Source organism: Pseudomonas sp. B14(2022) (genome assembly GCF_012030485.1).
Lineage (GTDB): Bacteria > Pseudomonadota > Gammaproteobacteria > Pseudomonadales > Pseudomonadaceae > Aquipseudomonas.
Genome location: NZ_JAAUVM010000004.1, coordinates 110,922 through 133,077 on the forward strand (window position 1 = coordinate 110,922; position 22,156 = coordinate 133,077).

The following is a 22,156-nucleotide window of genomic DNA, read 5'->3' on the forward strand; positions in this document are numbered from 1 at the left end:
CTGTCGCGGCTTTTTGTTGGGCGTCAATCGCGGCAGTGGTGAGGCAAGCCGAGCAGAATCAATTGCGCCTCGGCGTCGCTCAATGGGTAGTTGTACGTGTCTTCATCGATGTTCATGGTAGCGTGCTCAAATGCTGTATGTGCACACAGCAATCGAGGTTTGCCGATTGTGCGATTTGAGGCTACGAGCTGTAGGATTTAATCCGGCGCCATGAGCACTGCCAGGGTGAGCTTTATGAAGTCTTCGTTCTCGTCGATGGTGTGCAGAGCGCCCCGGATATTCTCAGCCACATCGGCGGAGCCGCGCTGCTCAACCCAGTTCGATAACTCCATGATGGATGCCTCGAGAGCAAGCTGATTTTCATAGAGCTTGGAGAGTAGGGAAGGGAGTAGGTCTGTATTCGGCATGTCTGTTTCCTCCTTGGAGTGAACAGCTTAGCAGGGTCTTAATCTTGGATTTGATTTAGGTCGGCAGGACGCCGCGAGAGGGGTTATGCAGTTTCGGCATGGGCTGAAATTTGCCCGTTGGGACCAGTCTTGGGACCAACGGGTGCATTTCGGTGCTTTATTACTGATTACTTATGACGACTTGGCTCAGTAAACACTGATCAACAGTAATCATCAGAATGCGTTTCATACCGCATGGTGATGTTAGCTGTGGAGATCAATTACTTTACCTATCAATGGGTTGCGAGCGTGGCGGCAGGAGCCTTCAGGCATGCATCAACAGCGACATCAAGGCGCGAAACCCGGTCGCTGAGCAAAAAATGGGGGATGTGTGTTGGAATTTGGCGCGCATTGTCGCATATGTGAGGCGACAGTTGTATGGCGGCCGACGAGGGATATTCAGCGCTCTGAATGTGGCAAGCCATTGCTGGTGCAGCTCGGATGCCTGCTTGACGTACTCCGAGCTCGTTGGCGGCGGGAAAATGGAAGGTGTTTCCAGCACCTGACCTTTGCTTTTTTTCCGGCGCTCAGCTTATTTCCCTGGCGAATAGAGGGCTTGCAGGGGGCTATCATTCAACAAAACGAAGCGCTCAATAAATCGTATTGGGCAAGTGATCGTGCTCGTACATCTTCGCTATCTGGTCTGCTTATTCCAGCGTGAAGGGGTCAACCTCCTTTTTGTTGCGCTTGGGTAGGGGAGCGTTTCACTGCGCCGACTGCCGTTCCACATAAACCGGATGCGGATCGATCCGTCGTTGAGTTGTTCTGCTGCTGACATGTGTGGTCCTGGCCGCGCGGGGTGGCGGAGAGTAGCCCACCGGTTTCCGGCAGGCTTATTCAGAGGGGAAAGGGCTACATCAAGGAGGCAACATATGCCCCTGCGGTTTGCTGCCGCATATCCTGTCGCGTTTTAAGATTGATGAAGCCCAGCCGAAGCAATGGCGCGCCGGTGATGACCAGTTTTGTGACTGTCGAGCGCTCGACCTTTAGCGGCGCGGCGATGTGGTTTTCTGTAGGCATGAGGAGTCCTTGCCGGGCCATGCCCGGCGGTGGAGTAGATTGATTTGAACTGCTGATTCCATCAGGTGCCGAAACAGCTACCACCCAGAGGACATAGCGATGACTAAGGAAAAGAAGAAAGAGCCCGAGCAGGAAACCCCGGCGCACTCCACCGAGGAAGAGCGCGAACGCTTGAAGGACTTCAACAAGGACGGAATTCCGCCTGGTTCAAGCTGATCGTCAAGCAGCGCGTGATTGGCGCTGTTCTGTTCGCCGTGCCGTCCTGACCTGGGCCATTCCTCAGGTTGCCGGTGCCGAGGGCAAGCGCTCCGCTGCGGTGCTGCCGGCTGCCTGTTACGACATCACCAATTGGGATAATGATGGCAAGCCGGAGTCGACCCGGTACTGGTGGCGCTCAGGGATCCGCAAGACATTGGATGACCAAGTGAACGAGGCGCTCACTGCCGCTCAGGAACTGCTCGACGCAGAGGGATTAATCGAAGGTTGCGCGGCGTAGCAAAAAGCCGTTGCAACGAGTGAGAAAGTGAGAGAAAGATTTATCCATCCTGTCAATCTTGCGCATAAGGGATTGATATTAGAGAGCCTCGTCACTGGACGGTTTTTTTTCGTCCGCTCGTCGAGGCAGAAGCACTTTCTGTCTAATTAATCCCTCCCAGTTATATGCGCAACCCCGCGCTACAGACAGGAGATGATTTATGGTGGATGACAATAATGGTCCTGCAGCGGCATATCCGGGACCAAAAGAGGAAGTGCCTGAGACGGGCGAAGGTCATGACTCCGGTCTTGAGCAAGCTGGGTCCGAGCCCAAGCAGGGTACTGGTGAGAGTCCAGAGGATTGGAATCCGCCGCCTGGAAACCCAGGATCGGATCAGGACGCTCAGAATGATCGCAGCAACGGCGGCGCTAAGTAGTCTTCAGCGGTTACAAGTTAAAACACAGAGCCCGGCCATCGGCGGGGCTTTTTGTGTCCGATTAGCTATAGGCGAAATTGGTTAACCATTCGGTTCAGTTCAGCCGCCAACTTCGACAGTTCCGAACTGGCTAACGCGGTCTGGTTTGATCCTTCAGAGGCCTGGCTCGACAAATCGCGGATACTGACCAGGCTTCGATCCACTTCCCGGGCTACTTGAGCTTGCTCCTCGGATGCTGTGGCAATCAGCACGTTGCGTTCCGTGATGTCGTCAATGGTTTCGGTAATTTCCACCAATGCCGAGCCAGCACCACGCGCTGTGTCGAGTGTTTTTTGTGCTTGGATGTTGGTATTGCTCATTGCAGAAACGGCGGCTCCAGTGCCTTTCTGAATGGACGTGATCATCTGTTCGATCTCGCTGGTTGAAGTTTGCGTTCTATGCGCGAGCGCTCGGACTTCATCGGCTACCACAGCGAATCCGCGGCCTGCTTCTCCTGCCCGGGCTGCTTCGATTGCAGCGTTGAGTGCAAGCAAATTAGTCTGTTCGGCGATGGCCCTGATGACGTCCAGAACCTTACTGATGTCGGTAGCCATCACCGCGAGTCCTTGAACCTCATTGGATGCGTCTCCCACGCTTGAGACCATCAGGCTAATCGCTTCGACGGTTTCATCCACCCGTGCGCGGCCGGCTACAGCCGCCGAATTGGAGCGTGTAGCGGCCTCAGATGCCGCAGAGGCATTTCGGGCGACTTCTTCAACTGCAGCGCTCATCTCGGTAACAGCCGTAGCGGCCATTTCCACCTCGTGGCTCTGTTGCTGCATGCCGGTATTCGCGTTTTCAGTTACGGCATGCATTTCCTCGGATGTTGATGCCAGCTGGCTGGATGAGTCGGATATCGACAGAAGCGTGGTTCGCAAGTTGGCCTGCATCGCTTTCAACGCCTGCATCAGCCGCGCTACTTCGTCGGTGCCTTGCACATCGATCACTTCGCTAAGGTCGTTTTTCGCAATCCGCTCAGCGATGGCCAATGACCGATTCACCGGGGTGGTGAGGCTTCGGGTGTACATGAAAGCAAGGACGATCGCAGCCAGCGTACTCACCAAAATGAAACCGCCGACGATCAGTTTGCTTTGTTCATAAATACGCGTTGCATCTTTGCCAGCATTCATTGCTTTATTGTTATTGAGTTCGGTCAGGTTCTGAAGAACGGTGTTTACGCCATCCGCCTCAAACTTCATTACCTCGCTGGACAGCTTGACTGCATCCTCGAATTTTCCGGCACCTGTAAGGGCCAAATATTGCTCCTGAACGACCTCATACGTGCTGTAATCTTTCGCCAATTCCCCGATAAGCTGTTTGCCCTTAGCCGTTACGATGAGCGGTTGGAGTTTCTGAATAAGATCCTTAAAACTTCCGCGCGATGTTTGGACCTCTACAAGCGCTTGAGCTCTGCGCTCGGCAGGCTCAATAGGGTTGCGCAATCTCGAATTATTATTTCGAATGCTTAAAAACTCGCGGTCCATCTTGGCGAGTATCGAAATGCTGGGCACCACGTTGTTTTCTACAAACTTTTCAGCGTCGTTCAAGCTTGATGCCTGGATGAGAGCTACCACTCCCAACCCAATAATCATCGAGCAAAAAAAACCAAAGCTAAGTGCGGAGCGTGGGGCGATATTGAGTTTGCGCAGAATCATACTGATACCTCTTCATGATCCCATTCTATCGGCAGCAAACTGAGCAGCAGCCCGTTCATCGCTGCTACGCATTCTATTGCTACGAGTACGACGGCATTTGCACCTGTTTCTAGCGTCTGCATATGCAGACGCTTTTCTTTGCCGGTTCCTTTCGAAGGACGCGACCGACCGAGCCATGGACAGCGCCGATATCGGCACGTTGAAGCGCCTGAACGGACTGCTGAACCAGGAACGCGCTGCCAGTAAAGAGGCTGAGTCCCGCGCCGATCAGTTCGCCGAGGAACGCAACGACCTTGCCGCCGCAGTAGGCCGCATGGAAGGAAAAATCGAAGCCCTCACCAGTCAGGTTGGCCAGCTCACCGAGCGCGTCACAGAGCAGAGCGAAGAGATTCACCGCCTGTTGTTGGATCAATCCGAAGCTGGTGAGGGTTCTTGCTTCGGCTTGCTCTTGCTGAGAACGAACCACACAGCTAAACAGATGAGCCCGCCGCCGTACAAATGCGCGGCCGAAAGATGTTCATCAAGGAACATCACACCCCACAGCACGCCGAAGGGAGGGATTAGGAAGGTTACGGTCAGCGAACGCACCGGCCCGATATCCGCGATCAAGCGGAAGTACAGAATGTACGCACACGCAGTGCAGATGAAACCCAGCGCAACCAGTGCTATCCATACCTCTGGGTTACCCCAGCTCGCCGGTGGGTTTATTGCGGTTGAGATTCCGAAAAACGGAACGAGAAACAGCGTCGCGCCAATCTGACTACCAAAAGCTACGAGTTTCGCGTCAAGCCCACCCTTGTCAGCTACCCATCGTTTAGTCAGAAATCCTGCTGCACCATAGCAACTGGTGGCGACTAAACATGCCAACGCGCCCATGACCACGTTCATTGAAAGTGTGACGGGGCCGGTGCTGGTCAGCAACGTAATGCCCATAAGCCCGATCAAAACGCCGACACCTTTTTTCAGTGTCAACGAATCGCTGAAACACATCCAACCGATCAAGACGCCCATCATCGGTGTGGTCGCATTGAAAATTGCTGAATAGCCGGCAGGTAACAGCAGTGCCGCCACGCTATACATCAAAAATGGGAGGCCCGAATTGATAACGCCCAATACCATGATCTGCTGCAGCTTGCCTTTGAAGTCGACTTTGGTTTTTAAAATGGCAAGAATGACGGCCAAGCCAATAGCACCCAACAACACGCGAAAAAATGCAGTCGGCAATGCGCCCAAAACAGGAGCCGAGATGCGCATGAAGAGGAAGCTGGCGCCCCAGATCGCCGCCAGAGCAAGTAGTCGAACATAATCGGATAATTTCATGGGCTGCCTTCAGCGCTGTTCGTTAACTCAAAAATGACTCGAGAATTGCATAGCTAATGCCGCGCAATCCAAGAATTTATTGGAGTGGTTAAGGGGAAAAGGCCAGCTATACGGAAGCCATGGTGGACTTCTCTAAGTTTGGAGTCTCATCGTAAGAATCTTCGAAATGTGCTCGCACTCCGATTCTTGCTGCCGAAAATGTATGTGCGTTTGGGCATCACGCCTTTCGGCGTCTGATGGATGAGTACTGAGCCAAAGGCGCAGTTATAGGTGGAAATCGCCCGCAGCCTCCGGCTGGTAAAGCACTTTCTTGATCTCAATCCGGCGGGTCCGATCAGAAATTCGCCAGTCGATGGCATCTCCCTCCTGATAGCCAAGGATGGCGGCGCCTATATCAGAAGACACGGAATGCTTCCCTGCATTGCTGTCCGCGTCTTCAGGGTAGACCAACGCCACTTCGAGCTCTTCGTCGTCCAGTTGCAGCAAAGCCCTAGAGTTCATCGTGATGACATTGCACGCCACCTGCTGCGGCTTGACGACAATGGCTCGTTCAAGCTCATGTTCGAGCTCAACAACCGCCGAGCCTTGCTCTAACGCGATTAGACCGTAGAGCCTGGCTTTGTCGATTTCAGTGATGTAGATCCTACTGGAGTCGCCACCGGCTCCTTCGCGTAAGAACTGGAGATAGCGTTCCTCCGTCATGGACAATGATTTCAATGTCGGCGTTTCGCTCTCAAGCATAAAGCCGCTGCGCAAAAAGGCTTTTAGCGAGCGCGAATTGTCCGGGTGAATCTTGGCGATGAGCTTCTCGGCCCGCATGTCGAGGAAAGCCAGTTTCATGCCTTCGCGGATCGTGCGGGCGCCTAGGTTTCGGCCCCATTTGTCGCTGTCTCCGATGACCAGGACTATCTCGCAATTTGAGCCGGTCTTGACCAGACGGACAAAGCCCACCGGGGCGTCATGCCGGTCATAGGCCATAAAGAATCTGCCGCCCCGGTTGAATAGATGGGTCAGGATCGGCAACTGAGTTCGATCAATGGCTTGCTCGATGGAACGGGAGACATGACGCGAATCGCTCAGGTAGCAGGTGACGCGCTCATCCTCTAACCAATTCATTAATGTCAGCGCATGCGCCCGAGTAATTTCAGGGCAGAGCGAAATGAAAGGCCTGTTCATCTTAACCACTCTTATTTGTAAAGGATGGAAGGCCTTCATGGATATGAACATGGCGGCTCTTCGGCAACCGGGCATTTTAAGATATACCGCGAGTAATGGCGAACAGCCTAGAGAGTTTGAAGAAACCATCGTTTTGGCGAGCCCATGCCCAAACCAGTCAAGCGCTCAAGCCTCGATGAAGCCGACTACATTCGGAATGATCAGCGCTGTATCGTTCTGTCCCTCTCTTCCGTAATGCAGTGGATGCTGAACGGCACCACGCATAGAGAGATGCCTAATTTTTGGGTGGCAACTTCATACCAACAGGCGTTCTGATCGCCGCATAAAGCCGACGCTGCTTTGCAGGTCGGATGCCTGCTTGACGTACTCCGAGCTCGTTGCCGGCGGGAAAATGAAAGGTGTTTCCAGAACGTTGCTTTCGCTTTTTCCGGCGATCCGTGTGTTTCCTGGCGAATCTCAACGCATGCGTGGCGGGATCGTTGATTGCGTCGCGCCGAACAACCGCGGCTGCATTTTCAGCCTTGCACCTTCAGCCACGCACGAATGCGCGTTCGGGCATTGGCGTAAGGAGACGAAGTATTGAACTGAATCATGCGGCCCTTGGGCCATTTTCCGTACCAGGCGCTGCCATAGAGTTCATCGTCTGACCTTGCCGTGATCGTCGCCGCGAGCCGTGTTTTTGCTTCTACCAGGCGGGCAATCAGTTCGTGCCATTCGAGTGCGTTGTGATCTGCATAAAACTTCTGTGCCAGCAGGCCGAGCTGGTTCCATTTGAAGCCGATCTCAGGAAACTCAACCGGTTCACCCCGGTCGTCGCGGTCCAGCCATTTCAGGACCAACTCGTTCCATCCAATCAGGTAGGCCACAAGATCGGCCGGACTCATGGTGGTACCGTCGACATGACCCTTCAGTGTGGCTTCACGCGCACGATCAGGCGCAACCTTGGCCAGATCGCTCATCAGCGTGTTGAAGGTCGTCGTAATGGCCGCAAGCAATTCTGCCTTGGAGGCTGGAACAGCCATGAGTTCCTCCTTCTATCTGCTCTTACGACTGGCACGGAGGGTATGGAAAACTCAGGTTTCCCGAAGCGTTGAGATCAGTCTCGACGAGGCCCCCCGCGCTCAGTAAGTGGTTGCGATCGCCTGCGCGAGCTGCATGTCGGTCATGGGGCGCGTGTGAGGGTCCGAGCGGTAGTGTAGAGATGCCTGCTCAAACTGAGCGCCGCGAATTTCGCCCTCGGAGCCAATGAATGCAAGGGCATCATCCTTCGCTTTTTTCATTATTGAGGGCGAGTAGACCGTAAATGCCGTGGTCCCGCCGAGGATAATGGTCGGGAACAGGGTGGTGGCGCTCAGCGCTCTCTCGACCGGATTCTCCACATACCATGCCATAGCGTTGGTGCTGATCGATGCCATGAGGGCGATTGCCAGCGTCTTCCATGAATTCATTCTTCGATGCTTCCATTGCGGTCGAAGGACGCACGATAACAGAGTCGGCTGAGCGCCAGAAACTCGGCCCGTCAGCAATTAAACACAGGCGCATAACGCTCTTCGCGTTTCTTGAAATGAATCGGGGCCATAGGGACTTTTTCACCGTTGACGAATATGTCCGGGAAGGTGAGCGTGAAATCATCCATATCGCCTTGACCCAACGCTGTTCCTTTGAACCCGTCGTGGAATGTTTTCCTGGGGTCGAAACCGGTTTTGAGTTGTTCAATGGTGACAGGATAACTTTGCCCATTAGCCAGCGTGACCGTGACAACGGGCGATGCCGCGCTGACCCAAAGCGCCGGGGCGGGTTGTTTGACGGCTGCTGTGCGCTGCACCGAGGTATTAGATGGGTAGAGCCGCCCGAACAGGCGCAGTTCAGCTGCGGTTGAGCGCTGGTTGCCCGGCCAACTGGAGGTGCCGGGTGGCGCCACATAGACCAGCACATGAACCCAGTTGAGTGCTTCTGACAGCGGGGCATAGCTCATCGCCGCTTTCGGGCCGGGGCAGGTGCGCGAAAGCAGGGCGTTGCTGCCCACCGTCGACTCCGGATGCAGATAGGGCCCCGTGCTGCATCCTGCAAGCAGAAGCAATAGCGGATACAGGATGTTTTTCTTCATAGGGGCAACTCCATTTGCTGTTTGGGTTCGGCGCACAGTATCGCTTATATCAGGCGGCAGATGCGTGGGGCGCGAAGATGGGCTTCGCCAGCGTCTCCGGCATCGCCAGCCATAACAGCGCCAACGCGACGAAAGCCACACCGGCCAGGGTGAGGAATGCTGCGTTGTAGCCCGCCTGTTGCACCACGAACCCGGCCAAGCTGCTGCTCAGTGCCGCGCCCAGGCCAAATACCGTGGACAGCGCGCCCAGGCTGACGTTGAAACGCCCGGTGCCCTGGGTCAGGTCCTTGACGATCACCGGGAACAGCGCGCCGAAAATCCCCGCGCCGATACCGTCGAGCATTTGCACAGCCACCAGCCAATAGGGATCGCTGGACAGGGTATAGAGCACACCACGCAGCGGCAGAATCATGAAGCCGAACAGCAGCAGCGGTTTGCGCCCCCACACGTCGGCCTTGCTGCCCACCAGCCAGGCCATCGGCACCATCACCAATTGTGCGGCGACAATACACGCCGAGGTCAGCGGTGTGGCCATCTGCAGGTTGATCTGCGAGAGCTTCTGGCTGACCAGCGGCAGCATGGCTGCATTGGCCAAATGGAACAGGGCGCAGCAGATGGCGAACAGCAACAGCGGGCGGTTCGCCAGCAGCACCTTAAGCCCGGACGGCTGCTCGTGATCGGCCGCGTGGGCGGGGTCGAAGCCCCGCGCAACCTCATGGTCGATAGCCTTGGCCGAGACACAACTGACCGCGACGACACTGGCCACCGCCATAAAGGCCATCAGGTAGAACACCACAACGGGCCCAAACAGATACGCCAGGCCACCGGCGAGCAGTGCAGCCACAGCGTTGCCGGCATGGTTGAAGGTTTCATTGCGCCCGGTGCGGCGGGTAAAGGCACGTGGTCCGGTAATGCCCAGGGAAATCGCGGAGATGGCCGGAGCGAACACCGAGGCGGCCACGGCGCTGGCCGCCTGGGTCAAGGCAACGAGGCTGAATGAACTGACGAAGGGCAGCAGCAGGCAACTGCCCGTCACCAGCAGGGCGGCAATGGCAATCACTGCGCGTTTGCTGTGCGTGCGGTCGATCAGTGCGCCCGCCGGGCCCTGGGTGATCAGTGCGGCGATACCCGCCAGGGTCATGACCACGCCGATACTGGCGGGGTCCCACTTGTGCACCGCCAGCAGGTAGATGGCCAGGTACGGGCCAAGGCCGTCGCGCACATCCGCCAGGAAAAAATTCAGGCTGTCCAGGGACAGGGTATTACGCAGGTCGGAGGCTCTGGCCATGGCGCAGTCTTCGGAAGGGGCGTTCAACGGCTGAACACTCGATGGGCTAATGACCTGTGCGCTCCACATTAAGTTTCGCCCGCTCCCCCGGGGTTTTAATCCTTGCCCACTTGGCTTATTTTCTGATCCCCCCTGTAAGAATATCTGGAGACGCAATGGACATGCCCTCAGCTCAACAAGCGATTGCCTGCAACAAGGACGCCTGGGACCAATCCGCCGACCTGCACAAAACCACCGAGACCTGGAGCGCACTGCTTGGCGGGGTCCGCGACCCCGGTTTTTCGTGCCTGGACCCCACCATTACCGGTTTGTTGCAGGACATCGGTGTCGCCGGCAAGGACGTGGTGCAACTGTGCTGCAACAACGGTCGCGAAAGCCTGTCGCTGTTCGCCCTGGGCGCGCGCTCGGTCGTTGGCGTCGATCAGTCCAAGGCGTTTCTCCAGCAGGCGCGTGAGCTTGCCGATGTGTCGCCGCATGCTCCTGAATTCATCGAGAGCGACATCCATCATCTGCCGCAACGCTTGCACGCGCGCTTCGATATCGCCCTGGTGACCATCGGTGTACTCGGCTGGATGCCTGATGTGGCGTTGTTCATGCGCCATGTCGCCAGCACGCTGAAGCCCGGCGGTACGCTGGTGATGTATGAAACTCATCCGTTCCTGGAGGTGTTCGATCCCAAGGCGCAAAACCCGCTGCTGCCTGCCAGTTCATATTTCCAGCGTGAGCCTTTTGTGTTGCAGGAGTCGATTGTCTACGAAGGCCAGGGCGACGTGGCTGGACCGACCTCCTATTGGTATGTGCACACCTTGGGGGATGTCGTGAGCGCAGCGATTGGCGCCGACTTGCAGATCAGCCATCTGCAGGAGTACGCCCACTCCAACCGTGAAGAGCTGTACGACCAGTACGAGCACCAACCTGCTCAGTTGCCCTTGTGCTTTACCCTGACTGCCACCCGGCAGCGAGTCTGAGTGGGATTGTCCAGACAAAAAAAAGCCCGCGAGGAGAGGCGGGCCAAGGGATTCACTGGAGTAGGTAGGCTTCACCCTATAAGACTGGAAGTGAAGGCTTTGTGAAAACGTTGTCGCAAATTCGGATGGCGTACGGCTCAGGAGCTCCGTATGAAACTGCGCATGGTTTGGCCTGCACTCGTCTTGAATGAGAGGGGCCTGGGCATACCTTCATCCGCGGCAATGAACACAAATGTATTGCCTTCGAGGCGATAGCTGGCGGGCAAGTGCTTGCCGGCGTCATCGCCGATGGCGTCCACCCAGGTGATGCTCTTGGGACGCGTGGTGCTGTCCAGGAAAAAACGCCCCTCCAACAACACCTCGCCACTGACGGTCTTGACCTCGAAACGGTCGCCGGCAATCGTGGTAATTGCACCTGGAGCGCTGTGGGCATCTACGGGATTGAGCACGCCACTGTCTTCGAGTGAGGTTTGCTCCCAGGTGCCTTGAAGGGCTAGAACATCCGGGTCTGAAAGGGATGACATAAAAATTCCTTTTGCTGAAAAATTAGTTGCCGGTCGTTCTGAACAAAGCGGTGTTTTCTTTATCTAAAGCGAAAGTTTATGTAGGAACTATCCTATTTTTATTTTTTTGTAATTTTGCGTTTACCGGCAGGCAATTTGCGTTACTTTGCCTGCCTGTCGGGTAACGTCTCGTAACGAATCGTCTTTACTCAAGGTGGGTGCCACATACAACAGTCGTGTAACCGAAATGAAACCTCCCGCTGCTTAAGTGTGAGGGTTAAGTTAAATGGATGGCCTTTTGATGGCGTAGTGCCGCATTCGTGGTATGCCGGGAAGCTGCCCCCTGTTTATTCGTCGTTAGTCCGATCTGTGTGTTTGGGCGCCGGATTCCAACTCATCAGAGTGTACGAACTTTGAACAATACCCCCCTGCGTCATCAACATTTGGTATCGGACGAAATTGATCTCCTCGAACTGTTTCACGGAATATGGAAGCAAAAAAAACTGGTAATCGGTTGCACGATTCTGGCGGGTATTCTGGGGGTAGGCTATGCGTTTCTTGCACCCAGGGTTTACCAGGTCAGCAGTGTGCTACGGCCAGCGGCGATCAATGAGTTGGATGCTCTTAACCGTTCCGAAGTCTACAGGTTGCCGCCAGCCGAGGCCTTGGCCAAGGTCGGTGCGCAGTTGGACTCCTATGAGGTCCGGCTGGGTTTTTTCAGGGCTAATCCTGCACTGTTCGAAGCATTCCAACGCCCAGGGCAAAGCCTGGAGCAGAGCTTTGAAGCGTTCAACCAGAACTCCATCAACCTGGTGATGCCTGATCCGAAGAGGCCCGACGCGGTCAGTTCCTATCTGCGCCTGGTAATGCAGTACCCCAAGGGAATTGACGGCGCGGCCATTCTCAACGGCTTCGTCGACTACGCCATTGCGCAGGAGCGCAACCAGGTGGCGTCCGACCTCAAGGTGATCGTTAATAACCGCCTTAACGAACTCAAGGGCAAGATCGATGCTGCGCGTACCAACTACGAGGCGGATAAAGCGTCGAAGACCGCCATGTTGCTGGAGGCTGACGAAGTCAAACGCGCTAGCTTGCAGGACGAGCTCACGGCCTTGCGGTTGCAGATGAAAATGGAACGCACCAACCGCTTGGCCGAACTGGCCGAGGCGATCTCGATTGCCAAGTCCATTGGCATCAAGAACCCCACCACTCCCTCTGCCATGGATCGGAATGGACCTCGTGGCTCGAACCAGGTGACGAGTATTGTCTTGACCAATCAGCCGATTCCTTTGTATTTCATGGGCACCGAAGTGCTGGAGGCGGAGAGGGCTGCGCTGCAACAGCGTACCAACGATGATTTCACCAACAGCAGGGTGGCCGAGATCGGCAAGGAACTTCGCATGCTCGACGTCAACCGCGAAGTCGAAATACTCAACGGCCGCAAGAACGAAGATATGTTCCTGCAGGACGTAGAGCCCCTGCGGGCGGAAGAGGCTCGGTTGCGCGGACTGAATCTCGACATGAGCATGCTGAAACTGGTCACCGTGGATCGCCAGGCACTGGAACCGCTGAGTCCGATAAAGCCAAGGGTGGGCGCGATCATCGCAATCAGTTTCGTGGGCGGGCTGGTGCTGGGAATATTCTTGGCATTAATTCGACATTTTGTGCAAGCACGGCGTAACCGTGCCGTGTTCGATGATCGCCGGTCGCCACACCAATAGGTCGGGCTGAATACGGCGTGGGGTAGTTGCACGGTCGGCCGAAGAGGCGCCAGCCCAGAACCTTCAGTAGACAGGTTTTCACAATTCTTGATTAACTTTTGGTTACAAACTGTGGCTAAATAACTGCCACGGACTGCGTACCGGGTACTCACTAAGCCGGTCGTTCCAATTGTGTGAATTGTGATTTCAGACGCTGCTATCCATCCTCAGCCGTTGTGGGCGCGCAGGTGCAGCCTGTTTTCTTCTGACATGTGACGAACCCCCTTGAAACTCATCATTGTTGTTCTCTATGTGGCCTCCATTGCGTATGTACACCTGCGTGGTCGGGTGCGACATAAGCTGGGCCGCCAACTCAGTGATCATTCGACCTTCCTGGCGCCGATCAACTGCTTGCTTTACCTATGCTCCAAGCTACCCGGTCGTCCCTACCTGTCACCCAGTGATTTTCCTGACTTGAGCCCGCTGCAGGCGCATTGGAAGGAGATTCGCGAGGAGGGCCTGAGCCTGATGCGCGCGGGTGAAATCAAGCGTTCCGACCAGTACAACGATGTGGGCTTCAATTCGTTCTTCAAGTCTGGCTGGAAGCGCTTTTACCTGAAATGGTACGGCGAAAGCCACCCTTCGGCGATGAAGCTGTGCCCGCGTACCACCGAGCTGCTGCAGGGCATAGGCTCGATCAAGGCGGCGATGTTCGCCGAGTTGCCACCGGGCTCCAAGCTGGTGCGCCACCGTGACCCTTACGCCGGCTCGTACCGTTATCACCTGGGTCTGGTTACCCCGAATGATCCGGGCTGCTATATCAATGTGGACGGCGAGCACTACTACTGGCGTGACGGTGAGCCGGTGATGTTCGATGAGACCTACATCCACTACGCCGAAAACACCACGCAGCAGAACCGCATCATCCTGTTCTGCGATATCGAGCGGCCGATGAAATATCGCTGGGCTGCAGCGTTCAATCGTTGGTTCAGCCGCAACGTCATGGCCGCCGCCGGCTCGCCCAACGATGCAGGCGACAAGACCGGCGGGCTCAACCGCGCCTTTACCCGACTGTACAAAATTCGCTTGCGTGGCAAAGAGCTGAAAAAACGCGACCGCACGCGTTACTACCTGGAAAAATGGGCGATCTTTGCCGCATTGGCGCTCATATTTGTGCTGATTTGAGGCCAACCTGGGCGTAAGTCACTCCGGTGGCGTCGCGCCCAGCTTGTCCCACATCTTCTTGCTGATTTTCTGCCGATTGGCATAACCGGCCCATGGGTCAACCTTCAGCCCCTGCAAGCGTTGGTGCAGGTTGGCCACGGTCCATTGCTGGGAGCCACGCAACCCCTTCAATTCCTCGCGACTGACCGGTACCGATACTGGCAGCCCTGGGCGTGCGCGCACCGAATAGGCCGCTACCGTACTGGCGCCGCGTGCATTGCGCAGGTAATCGACAAAGATCTTACCCACGCGGTTTTTCGGCCCGGAGGTGGCGGTAAAGCGCTCGGGCAGTTGCTCGGTCATGAATTGGGCAATGGCCTTGGCAAAGGCCTTTACGGCGTCCCAGCTATCCCGGCGTGCCAGCGGTATGACCAGGTGCACGCCTTTGCCACCGCTGGTCTTGACGAACGCTTCCAGCCCCAGCTCGTCGAGTACCGACAACGTGAGCTGCGCGGCTTCCAGCATGGTTTTCCAGGGCAGCGCCGGGTCCGGGTCGAGGTCGAGCACAAACAGGTCCGGGGTTTCGATTTTGTCCGAGGTGGCGCCCCAGGTATGCAATTCGATGGTGCCCATTTGCACGGCCCCGATCAGGGCTTTCGTCGTGTCGATCTCCATCAGGCGCGCATGGCCTGGGTCCAGCGCCGGGTCCAGTTGCTTGATATTGGGAATGGCCAGGCGTTCCGAGTGCTTCTGGAAAAACTGCTCACCCTCGATGCCTTCCGGAGCCCTGAGCAGGGACACGGGGCGATGTCGCAGGAAAGGCAGGATCCACTCGCTGATGCCCTCGTAGAACTGCGCCAGTTGCTGTTTTTGCGTGCCGCTCTGCGGGTCGATGACACGCTCGGGGTGAGTGATGTTTACGCCGCCGCGTGGCTTAGCGGCTTTCACCGCTTTGAGGGAGTTTGCCGCGCGCGGCTGTTCATGGATGATCTGCGTTGCTGGCTTGTCGGTACGCAACCCCACGAAGGCTGCCTGGCGCACCACGCCTTCACGGGTCCACTCCGTAAACTGCACTTCGCCGACCAGGCGCGGTTCCACCCAGTGCACACCTCGTGCCTGGGGGCTGGTGAGGGGGTTTTCCAGGGGCGATGCGTCGCGCTCCAGCGGGGTGAGTTGTGCGTAGATGTTTTTCAATGAGGCTTGGTCGAAACCAGTGCCCACCCGCCCGGCGTAGACCAGCCCGCCATCGTCATTGACTGCCAGCAGCAGCGCGCCAAAACCGCTGCGCGACCCCTGGGGCCGGGTGTAGCCGACAATCACGAACTCCTGGCGCAGGCGGCACTTGAGCTTGATCCAATCGGTATTTCGACTGGAGACGTAGGGGCTGCCCTTACGTTTGCCGATCACGCCTTCCAAGGCCAGGTCGCATGCACTTTCGAAGATATCGCGTTGATTGGCGGCAAACGCTTCGGAGAAACGCAGCAGTTTGCTGCGGCTACCAGACAAGGCGTCCTTGAGCGCGGCGCGACGCTCCTCCAGCGGCGCCTGGCGCTGATCGCTGCCGTTTAAAAACGGCGCGTCGAACAGGTAGTAGACAATGTCCAGGCTGCGGCCGATATCAAAGGCATTTTGCAGCGCCTGAAAGTCCGGCAGGCCGTCGCCATTGAGGCTGACCACCTCGCCATCCAGCCAGCTGTCCTTGAGCTTTAGGGCGCGCAGGGCCTTGGCCTGGCGTGGCAGGCGTTCGGTCCAGTCGTGGCCGTTACGTGTAAACAGGCGGACCTCGCCGTCGCGGATGCGGGCGAGCATGCGGTAACCATCGAACTTGATTTCGTAGTGCCAATCGCCTTCTGGCGCGCGGTCTACCAGGGTTGCCAATTGCGGTGCAAATTGCTCGGGGAGGGCTGTCGCGTGCTTCTGTGGTTTGGCGCGAGGCTTGGCCTTGGGTTTACCGATGGATGCATCACTGAGGACGCTCTTTGGCTGGGCCTCCACAATGTCATAGTCGGCCGCAGAGCGGGCCTGTTGGTCGTGCTCCTTGATCAGCAGCCACTGCTCCTTGTCGCCGCTGCCCTTGAGGCGCGTACGCACCAGCGCCCAGTCACCCGAGAGCTTCTCACCGACCAGGGTAAATTTGAGTTTGCCGGCGGCGTAGGCCTTGTGCGGGTCGCCATGGGGTTGCCAGATGCCGCGGTCCCACACGATCACGTCGCCGGCGCCGTACTGGCCGGCCGGGATGCTGCCCTCGAAACCGCCATAACTGAGGGGGTGATCTTCAACATGCACCGCCAGGCGTTTCTGGCTCGGGTCCAGGCTCGGTCCCTTGGGCACTGCCCAACTGAGCAGCACGCCGTCGAGTTCCAGGCGGAAGTCATAGTGCAGGTTGCGCGCATCGTGCTTCTGGATCACGAAGCTCAGGGCCGAAGCCTCGCGCTTTCGACCTGCTGCGCTGCCTGATGGCTCAGCGGTGACCTCGAAATCGCGCTTGCGGTTGTATTCGCTCAGGGGCTTTGCCATGGAGTTCTCCTGTATATGGCAGGCTCAAGAGGCCTTTTTGCCGGCTTTTTTCGCCGCCGGTTTTTTCGTCGTTGGTTTGCCGGCCAGGCTGCGTTTGAGCAGCTCGGTCAGGTCGATCACATCGGCCGACTTGCGCTCGTCGCTGTCTTCCTGGGATTCGACGTCTTCGATCTTGCCTGCCTTGGCCTTCCTGGCCACCAGCGCCATGATCTTTTCCTGAAAACTGTCGCGATACTCCTCGGGCTGCCAGTCGGCGCTCATGTCTTCCACCAGACGCTTGGCCATGTCCAGCTCGCCCTTGGCCAGGTCGGGTTTGGTCACGTCGCTGGGGAGTTCCAGTTCATCCAGGCTGCGCACTTCAGCTGGCCAGCGTAGCATCACCAGCACCAGCGCCGACTCCAGGGGCATCAGTGCCGCCAGGTGTTGCTTGGTGTGCAACACCACATTGGCCAGGGCGACCTTGCGGGTTTTCTTTAACGTTTCGCGCAGCAGTGCGTAGACCTTGCCACCGCGTTTATCCGGGGCCAGGAAGTAAGGCGTGTCGATGTTCTGCAACGGAATTTGGTCACTGGCGACAAACGCGATGATCTCGATGGTCTGGGTCGACTTGGGGTGGGCCGAGCGGATCTCATCTTCGCTGAGTACCACATAGCGGCCTTTCTCAAATGCCACGCCCTTGACGATATTCTCCTTGGTGACCTCCTTGCCGGTGCTCTTGTTGATGCGCTTGTAGCCCACCGGGTCCATGCTGCGCTTGTCCAGCCAGTCGAAATCCACGCCCTGGGCGGACGTGGCCGAGACCAGCGATACCGGAATATGAACCAGGCCAAAACTGATGGCGCCTTTCCAGATTGCCCGTGGCATACGTGCGATTCCTTAAGAAGAAGCTGTGTTCTGGTGACTCGACGGCTGCGTGAAAAGTTTCCCCCGGCAGATGCGCGGACAGATCGTGTTACACCTGATGAGAAACTATTTAGTTACGAAAGCCGAACCCAGGGCGTAGCGTGGTATCGAAAGCACGTACTCCTCGCCCCAGAGAGGCTTTGTCATGAAAAGCTGTGTGCGTCATCTCGCGGTGCTGGTGTTAGGCCTGGCACTTGGGCCATTTGCCCATGCGCAAAACCTGCCCGGCAGAAGCGATTCCAATAACGGTCCGATCCACCGGGCCAATCCCAACAGCATGCAGGGCACCCAGCCCAATACACCGACGGTGCGTGGCATTCAGACCGTGCCGACCCCGCGTGCGCCGACCCTGGAAAACGGTGGTATCGGCAATCGCTATCCGCAACGCGATGCGACACCCAGCCGCCCGGCCACCGACACCAAAGCCCCCACCTATGATGCCAACGGCAATCGCCGGTAAGGACGCTGTCTTATGTTTATACGCAAAACCCTGCTAGCCACCCTGTGCGCCACCACGCTGCTTGCGCAGACGGCCGTTTATGCGGCCGATGCGCAGCAGTTCCCCAGCGAACAAGGCAGCATCTCCGCGACGCCGATCGCCAAAGGCCTCGATCACCCGTGGGCCGTGGCATTTCTACCCGACCAGCAAGGTTTCCTGGTGACCGAGCGTCCAGGCCACCTGCGCTTTGTCAGTCCGGACGGCAAGCTGTCTGCGCCGTTGACCGGCGTGCCTGAGGTGTGGGCCAAGGGGCAGGGCGGTTTGCTCGATGTGGTGCTGTCGCCGGACTTCAAGCAGGACCGCATGGTCTACCTGACGTACGCCGAGGGCGGTGGCAAAGGCGGTACGGCCGGCACGGCAGTGGGCCGCGGGCGCCTGGCGACGGACATGAGTGGCTTGACCGATTTCAACGTGATCCTGCGCCAGGAGCCGAAACTCTCCACCGGCAACCACTTCGGTTCGCGCCTGGCCTTCGACCGTGATGGCTACCTGTTCGTGACCCTGGGGGAAAACAACGATCGCCCGACCGCCCAGGACCTGGACAAGTTGCAAGGCAAAGTCGTACGGATCTACCCGGATGGCCGCGTGCCCGATGACAACCCGTTCGTCGGTCAACCCGGGGTACGCCCCGAGATCTGGTCCTACGGCCAGCGCAATCCGCAAGGGCTGGCGCTGAACCCATGGAGTGGCACGATCTGGGAAAACGAACACGGGCCGCGCGGCGGTGATGAAATCAACATTATCGAGCGGGGCAAGAACTACGGCTGGCCGCTGGCGACTCACGGCATCAACTATTCGCTCACACCGATTCCCGAGGCCAAGGGCAAGACCGCAGAAGGCACCGTGGCGCCTCATCATGTGTGGGAGAAATCACCGGCTATCAGTGGCATGGCTTTCTACGACGCCGACCGGTTCAAAGCGTGGCAGCACAACGTGTTCATCGGTGCGCTGGCCAGCCAGGAACTGATTCGGTTGCAGTTCGACGGCGACAAGATCATCCATGAGGAGCGTTTGCTGGGCGGCTTGAAGGCACGTATTCGCGATGTGCGGCAGGGGCCGGATGGCTTTCTGTATGTGCTGACGGATGAGGACGATGGGGTGCTGTATCGGGTGGGCCTCAATCAGGATTGAGCAATGAGCCGCAAGCTTGAAGTTTCAAGCTTGCGGCTTCAGTCAAAGCCCCAGAGCGGACAACCCCGGATGCTCATCCGGGCGTCGACCCAGCGGCCAGTGGAACTTGCGTTCGCTTTCCTTGATCTGCAGGTCGTTGATGCAGGCAAAACGATTGGCCATCAGGCCATTCTCGTCGAACTCCCAGTTCTCATTGCCATAGGAGCGGAACCAGTTACCCGAGTCGTCGTGCCATTCGTAGGCATAGCGCACGGCGATGCGGTTGTCGGTAAAGGCCCATAGCTCTTTGATCAGCCGATAATCCAGCTCCCTGGCCCATTTTCGAGTGAGAAAACCCTTGGCCTCTTCGCGGTTATGGACGAATTCGGCACGGTTACGCCATTGCGTGTCCAGGGTATAAGCCAGCGACACCCGGTGTGGGTCGCGGGAATTCCAGCCGTCTTCGGCCAGGCGCACTTTTTCAATCGCCGATTCACGGGTAAACGGCGGCAAGGGCGGACGTGTTTCTGCGGTAGATGACATCAGGTGGCTCCTTAAAACCCTACAGCGTTATCGAAAGTTGCCAGGCGTGTGGATTCACAGTCCCAATAACGTTCGCGCCATGCATTGCGCGTTATCAGCAGCTGTTGAATCACCCATGACCAGGGCAACGGTAATGGCGCCATCGATCAGGATCAGCAGTTGCGCGGCCTGCCGTTCGGGGTCGGGGGTGCCATGTGCCTGGCACAGTTCGAGTGCGTACTCGAACAATTTCTGTTTATGGGCCTTGGCCAGCAGGCGGACCGGGTCGTGCGGGTCGCCGGTTTCGCCACTGGTGTTGATAAAGGCGCAACCTCGAAAGTCCGCCGAGGCGAACCAGGCCTTGAGGGCGTCGAACAGCGCGAGCAAGCGTTCGCCGCTGCCATCGACGCGCTCCACTTCGCCGTGCAGCCATTGCATCCAGCGCTCGTCGCGGCGCTGCAGGGCTGCGATCACCAGCTCATCTTTATTGGCGAAGTAACGGTAAATACTTTTTCGCGAGACGCCGGCGGTTTTCACCAGGAAGTCCATGCCGGTGGCGGCGATGCCGTGGCGATAGATCAACTTTTCAGTGACGTCGAGGATAATGTCGCGAGTTTCATTGTGGGTAATTTCGTTCATGCTTATGAAAGTAGAACGATCATTCTTCTTGGTCAATAAAAATTTTACTCTCTGGCACTGCGAGACCTGAGCACCCCCATGGTGTAAGCTCGGGGCCTCCTCGGATTCGACCCATTGCGAGCCCTATGCCGTCGTTCTTCAAACGCTCCCTGTTGCCCAAGCTGCGTGGCTTCCCCCTCACTCCCGACGCCCTTGACGTGCTGTCCGGCGCTGACGCGTTTCGCCGCTGCCTGCTGGAAAAAATTGCCCAGGCCACCCGACGCATCTACATCGTTGCGTTGTACCTGCAGCAGGACGAAGCAGGGCAGGAGATCTACGACGCCCTGCACGCCGCCAAGGCGGCGCGGCCGGAGCTGGACATCGTGGTAGTGGTCGACTGGCTGCGCGCCCAGCGCGGGCTGATTGGCGCCGGCAAGCAACCGGGCAACAGCGCCTGGTACCAGGCCATGACGCAGCGCCATGCCAGTGAAGTGCCGGTGTATGGCGTGCCGGTGCAAACCCGCGAGCTGTTCGGCGTACTGCACCTCAAGGGCTTTGTGATCGATGACAGCGTGCTGTACAGCGGTGCCAGCCTGAACAACGTGTACCTGCACAAGTTCGATAAATACCGCTTCGACCGTTATCACCTGATCCACAGCCAGCCGTTGGCCGATTCGATGCAGCATCTGGTGGAGCACGGCCTGGTGACCTCCAAGGCCGTGCACCGCCTCGACCTGCCCAACCTGCCGACCACCCGCAGCCTGCGCAACGACATCGGCGACCTGCGCAGCCGCCTCAAGCACGCGGCCTACGACACCACCGCAGGGCAGTTGCCCAACGGTCACCTGTCGGTCAGCCCGTTGCTCGGCGTGGGCAAGAACAACCCGTTGAACCGGGTGATCCTCGAACTGATCGCCAGCGCCCAGCATCAACTGACTATCTGCACACCGTACTTCAACCTGCCGCTGCCGGTGACCCGGGAAATCAACCGCGCCCTTGCGCGTGGGGTGAAGGTCGACATCATCGTCGGCGACAAAACCGCCAATGATTTCTACATCCCGCCCAGCGAACCCTTCAAGGTGATCTCGGCACTGCCGTATCTCTACGAAATCAGCCTGCGCCGTTTCGCAAAACGCCATCAATCGGTGATCGACAGCGGCCAGTTGAACCTGCACCTGTGGCGCGACGGTGACAACACCTACCACCTCAAGGGTATGTGGGTCGACCAACGCTACACCTTGCTCACCGGCAATAACCTCAACCCTCGGGCGTTCCGCCTTGATCTGGAAAACGCCTTACTCGTCGATGACCCGCAAGGCCAGTGGCTGGAACCGCGACGTGCCGAGCTGGCGCAGATTTTCCAGCACACTACGCGGATCGAGCGTTACCAGGATTTGCAAACCCTGGTGGATTATCCCGAGGCCGTCGGCAAATTTTTGCGCCGTGTCAGCCGTGTACGAATCGAGCGGTTGTTGTACCGAATTCTCTAGTAACGGGTGCGTTGCGGCAGACTCGACTTCTTGAGACTTTGCCTCTGCAGCGGCTTTGGCGTGTGCTGTACGTTTTCTATTGACTGTTCTAAGGGACGAGAACTCTCGCCGTTCAATTGGCCAGGGGTTAATAGATATGTACACCACTCGATTCAGCAGTACTGTCCCGGCGCTCAGTGAGTTTCAGGCGCCCTCCCAGG

Annotated in this window: 20 protein-coding genes and 2 pseudogenes; 7 read left to right on the forward strand and 15 right to left on the reverse strand. The window is 57.4% G+C overall.

Annotated elements, in window-relative coordinates; translation table 11 throughout:
- Window positions 1-197 precede the first annotated feature (197 nt).
- From HCF10_RS08435 to HCF10_RS31970, 4 genes and pseudogenes are all read right to left on the reverse strand, one after another.
- Complete coding sequence (locus tag HCF10_RS08435) at window positions 198-407, reverse strand: hypothetical protein (RefSeq protein ID WP_167655276.1); 210 nt, start codon at window positions 405-407, stop codon at window positions 198-200.
- An 891-nt stretch (window positions 408-1,298) separates the two neighbouring features.
- Window positions 1,299-1,466 carry a hypothetical protein gene (locus HCF10_RS08440; RefSeq protein ID WP_167655195.1) on the reverse strand — a complete coding sequence of 56 codons (168 nt, stop codon included), beginning with the start codon at window positions 1,464-1,466 and terminating at the stop codon, window positions 1,299-1,301.
- A 976-nt stretch (window positions 1,467-2,442) separates the two neighbouring features.
- Window positions 2,443-3,324 (reverse strand): methyl-accepting chemotaxis protein, encoded by an 882-nt coding sequence (locus HCF10_RS31965; RefSeq protein WP_443200906.1) that lies wholly within the window; start codon window positions 3,322-3,324, stop codon window positions 2,443-2,445.
- Window positions 3,298-4,071 (reverse strand): annotated as a pseudogene (locus HCF10_RS31970) (MCP four helix bundle domain-containing protein); the annotation flags it as partial. The gene HCF10_RS31965 and the pseudogene HCF10_RS31970, both read right to left, overlap by 27 nt.
- Window positions 4,072-4,204: 133 nt before the next feature.
- Between HCF10_RS31970 and HCF10_RS08450 the strand changes: the two are divergent.
- A pseudogene (locus HCF10_RS08450) lies at window positions 4,205-4,471 on the forward strand (chemotaxis protein); the annotation flags it as partial.
- Window positions 4,472-4,479: 8 nt separating this feature from the next.
- Here the strand turns inward: HCF10_RS08450 and HCF10_RS08455 are convergent.
- The 6 genes from HCF10_RS08455 to HCF10_RS08480 form a co-directional block, all read right to left on the reverse strand.
- Window positions 4,480-5,391 (reverse strand): DMT family transporter, encoded by a 912-nt coding sequence (locus HCF10_RS08455; protein ID WP_167655277.1) that lies wholly within the window; start codon window positions 5,389-5,391, stop codon window positions 4,480-4,482.
- Window positions 5,392-5,655: 264 nt separating this feature from the next.
- Complete coding sequence (locus HCF10_RS08460; RefSeq protein ID WP_178116812.1) at window positions 5,656-6,618, reverse strand: bifunctional GNAT family N-acetyltransferase/nucleoside diphosphate kinase regulator; 963 nt, start codon at window positions 6,616-6,618, stop codon at window positions 5,656-5,658.
- A 464-nt stretch (window positions 6,619-7,082) separates the two neighbouring features.
- Window positions 7,083-7,589, reverse strand: a complete 507-nt coding sequence (locus HCF10_RS08465; protein ID WP_131696482.1) for a ClbS/DfsB family four-helix bundle protein — start codon at window positions 7,587-7,589, stop codon at window positions 7,083-7,085.
- Between the two features lie 99 nt (window positions 7,590-7,688).
- Entirely contained in the window at window positions 7,689-8,015 is a 327-nt protein-coding gene (locus tag HCF10_RS08470) for a DUF2388 domain-containing protein (RefSeq protein ID WP_131696481.1), read from the reverse strand.
- A gap of 71 nt (window positions 8,016-8,086) precedes the next feature.
- On the reverse strand, window positions 8,087-8,674 hold the full coding sequence (locus HCF10_RS08475; RefSeq protein ID WP_131696480.1) for a hypothetical protein: 588 nt from the start codon (window positions 8,672-8,674) through the stop codon (window positions 8,087-8,089).
- A gap of 49 nt (window positions 8,675-8,723) precedes the next feature.
- Entirely contained in the window at window positions 8,724-9,962 is a 1,239-nt protein-coding gene (locus HCF10_RS08480) for an MFS transporter (protein ID WP_145338632.1), read from the reverse strand.
- Between the two features lie 155 nt (window positions 9,963-10,117).
- Here HCF10_RS08480 and HCF10_RS08485 point away from each other — a divergent pair, with 155 nt between their 5' ends.
- Window positions 10,118-10,930, forward strand: a complete 813-nt coding sequence (locus tag HCF10_RS08485) for a class I SAM-dependent methyltransferase (RefSeq protein ID WP_145338633.1) — start codon at window positions 10,118-10,120, stop codon at window positions 10,928-10,930.
- Window positions 10,931-11,067: 137 nt separating this feature from the next.
- On the opposite strand, the gene HCF10_RS08490 is transcribed toward HCF10_RS08485, so the two are convergent.
- Window positions 11,068-11,454, reverse strand: coding sequence for a TIGR03067 domain-containing protein (locus HCF10_RS08490; RefSeq protein ID WP_167655278.1), 387 nt, complete (start codon window positions 11,452-11,454; stop codon window positions 11,068-11,070).
- Between the two features lie 392 nt (window positions 11,455-11,846).
- Here HCF10_RS08490 and HCF10_RS08495 point away from each other — a divergent pair, with 392 nt between their 5' ends.
- Window positions 11,847-13,154 (forward strand): Wzz/FepE/Etk N-terminal domain-containing protein, encoded by a 1,308-nt coding sequence (locus HCF10_RS08495; RefSeq protein ID WP_167655279.1) that lies wholly within the window; start codon window positions 11,847-11,849, stop codon window positions 13,152-13,154.
- 264 nt (window positions 13,155-13,418) lie between these two features.
- Window positions 13,419-14,318, forward strand: coding sequence for a lipid A hydroxylase LpxO (gene lpxO / locus HCF10_RS08500; RefSeq protein ID WP_131696475.1), 900 nt, complete (start codon window positions 13,419-13,421; stop codon window positions 14,316-14,318).
- An 18-nt stretch (window positions 14,319-14,336) separates the two neighbouring features.
- Here lpxO and ligD read toward each other — a convergent pair whose 3' ends face one another.
- Complete coding sequence (ligD, locus tag HCF10_RS08505; protein ID WP_167655280.1) at window positions 14,337-16,814, reverse strand: DNA ligase D; 2,478 nt, start codon at window positions 16,812-16,814, stop codon at window positions 14,337-14,339.
- 24 nt (window positions 16,815-16,838) lie between these two features.
- Window positions 16,839-17,678, reverse strand: a complete 840-nt coding sequence (gene ku / locus HCF10_RS08510; RefSeq protein ID WP_131696473.1) for a non-homologous end joining protein Ku — start codon at window positions 17,676-17,678, stop codon at window positions 16,839-16,841.
- Between the two features lie 184 nt (window positions 17,679-17,862).
- On the opposite strand from ku, the gene HCF10_RS08515 reads away from it, so the two are divergent.
- Both HCF10_RS08515 and HCF10_RS08520 read left to right on the forward strand, forming a co-directional pair.
- Complete coding sequence (locus HCF10_RS08515; protein ID WP_145338638.1) at window positions 17,863-18,177, forward strand: hypothetical protein; 315 nt, start codon at window positions 17,863-17,865, stop codon at window positions 18,175-18,177.
- 12 nt (window positions 18,178-18,189) lie between these two features.
- Window positions 18,190-19,347: a PQQ-dependent sugar dehydrogenase gene (locus HCF10_RS08520; RefSeq protein ID WP_167655281.1), complete on the forward strand. Its 1,158-nt coding sequence runs from the start codon at window positions 18,190-18,192 to the stop codon at window positions 19,345-19,347.
- Between the two features lie 42 nt (window positions 19,348-19,389).
- Here HCF10_RS08520 and HCF10_RS08525 read toward each other — a convergent pair whose 3' ends face one another.
- Window positions 19,390-19,869, reverse strand: a complete 480-nt coding sequence (locus HCF10_RS08525) for a nuclear transport factor 2 family protein (protein WP_167655282.1) — start codon at window positions 19,867-19,869, stop codon at window positions 19,390-19,392.
- Window positions 19,870-19,923: 54 nt separating this feature from the next.
- Entirely contained in the window at window positions 19,924-20,487 is a 564-nt protein-coding gene (locus HCF10_RS08530) for a TetR/AcrR family transcriptional regulator (protein WP_167655283.1), read from the reverse strand.
- Window positions 20,488-20,612: 125 nt separating this feature from the next.
- On the opposite strand from HCF10_RS08530, the gene pssA reads away from it, so the two are divergent.
- A complete protein-coding gene (gene pssA / locus HCF10_RS08535; RefSeq protein WP_131696468.1) occupies window positions 20,613-21,956 on the forward strand; it encodes a CDP-diacylglycerol--serine O-phosphatidyltransferase in 1,344 nt (447 codons plus the stop codon).
- Window positions 21,957-22,156 lie beyond the last annotated feature (200 nt).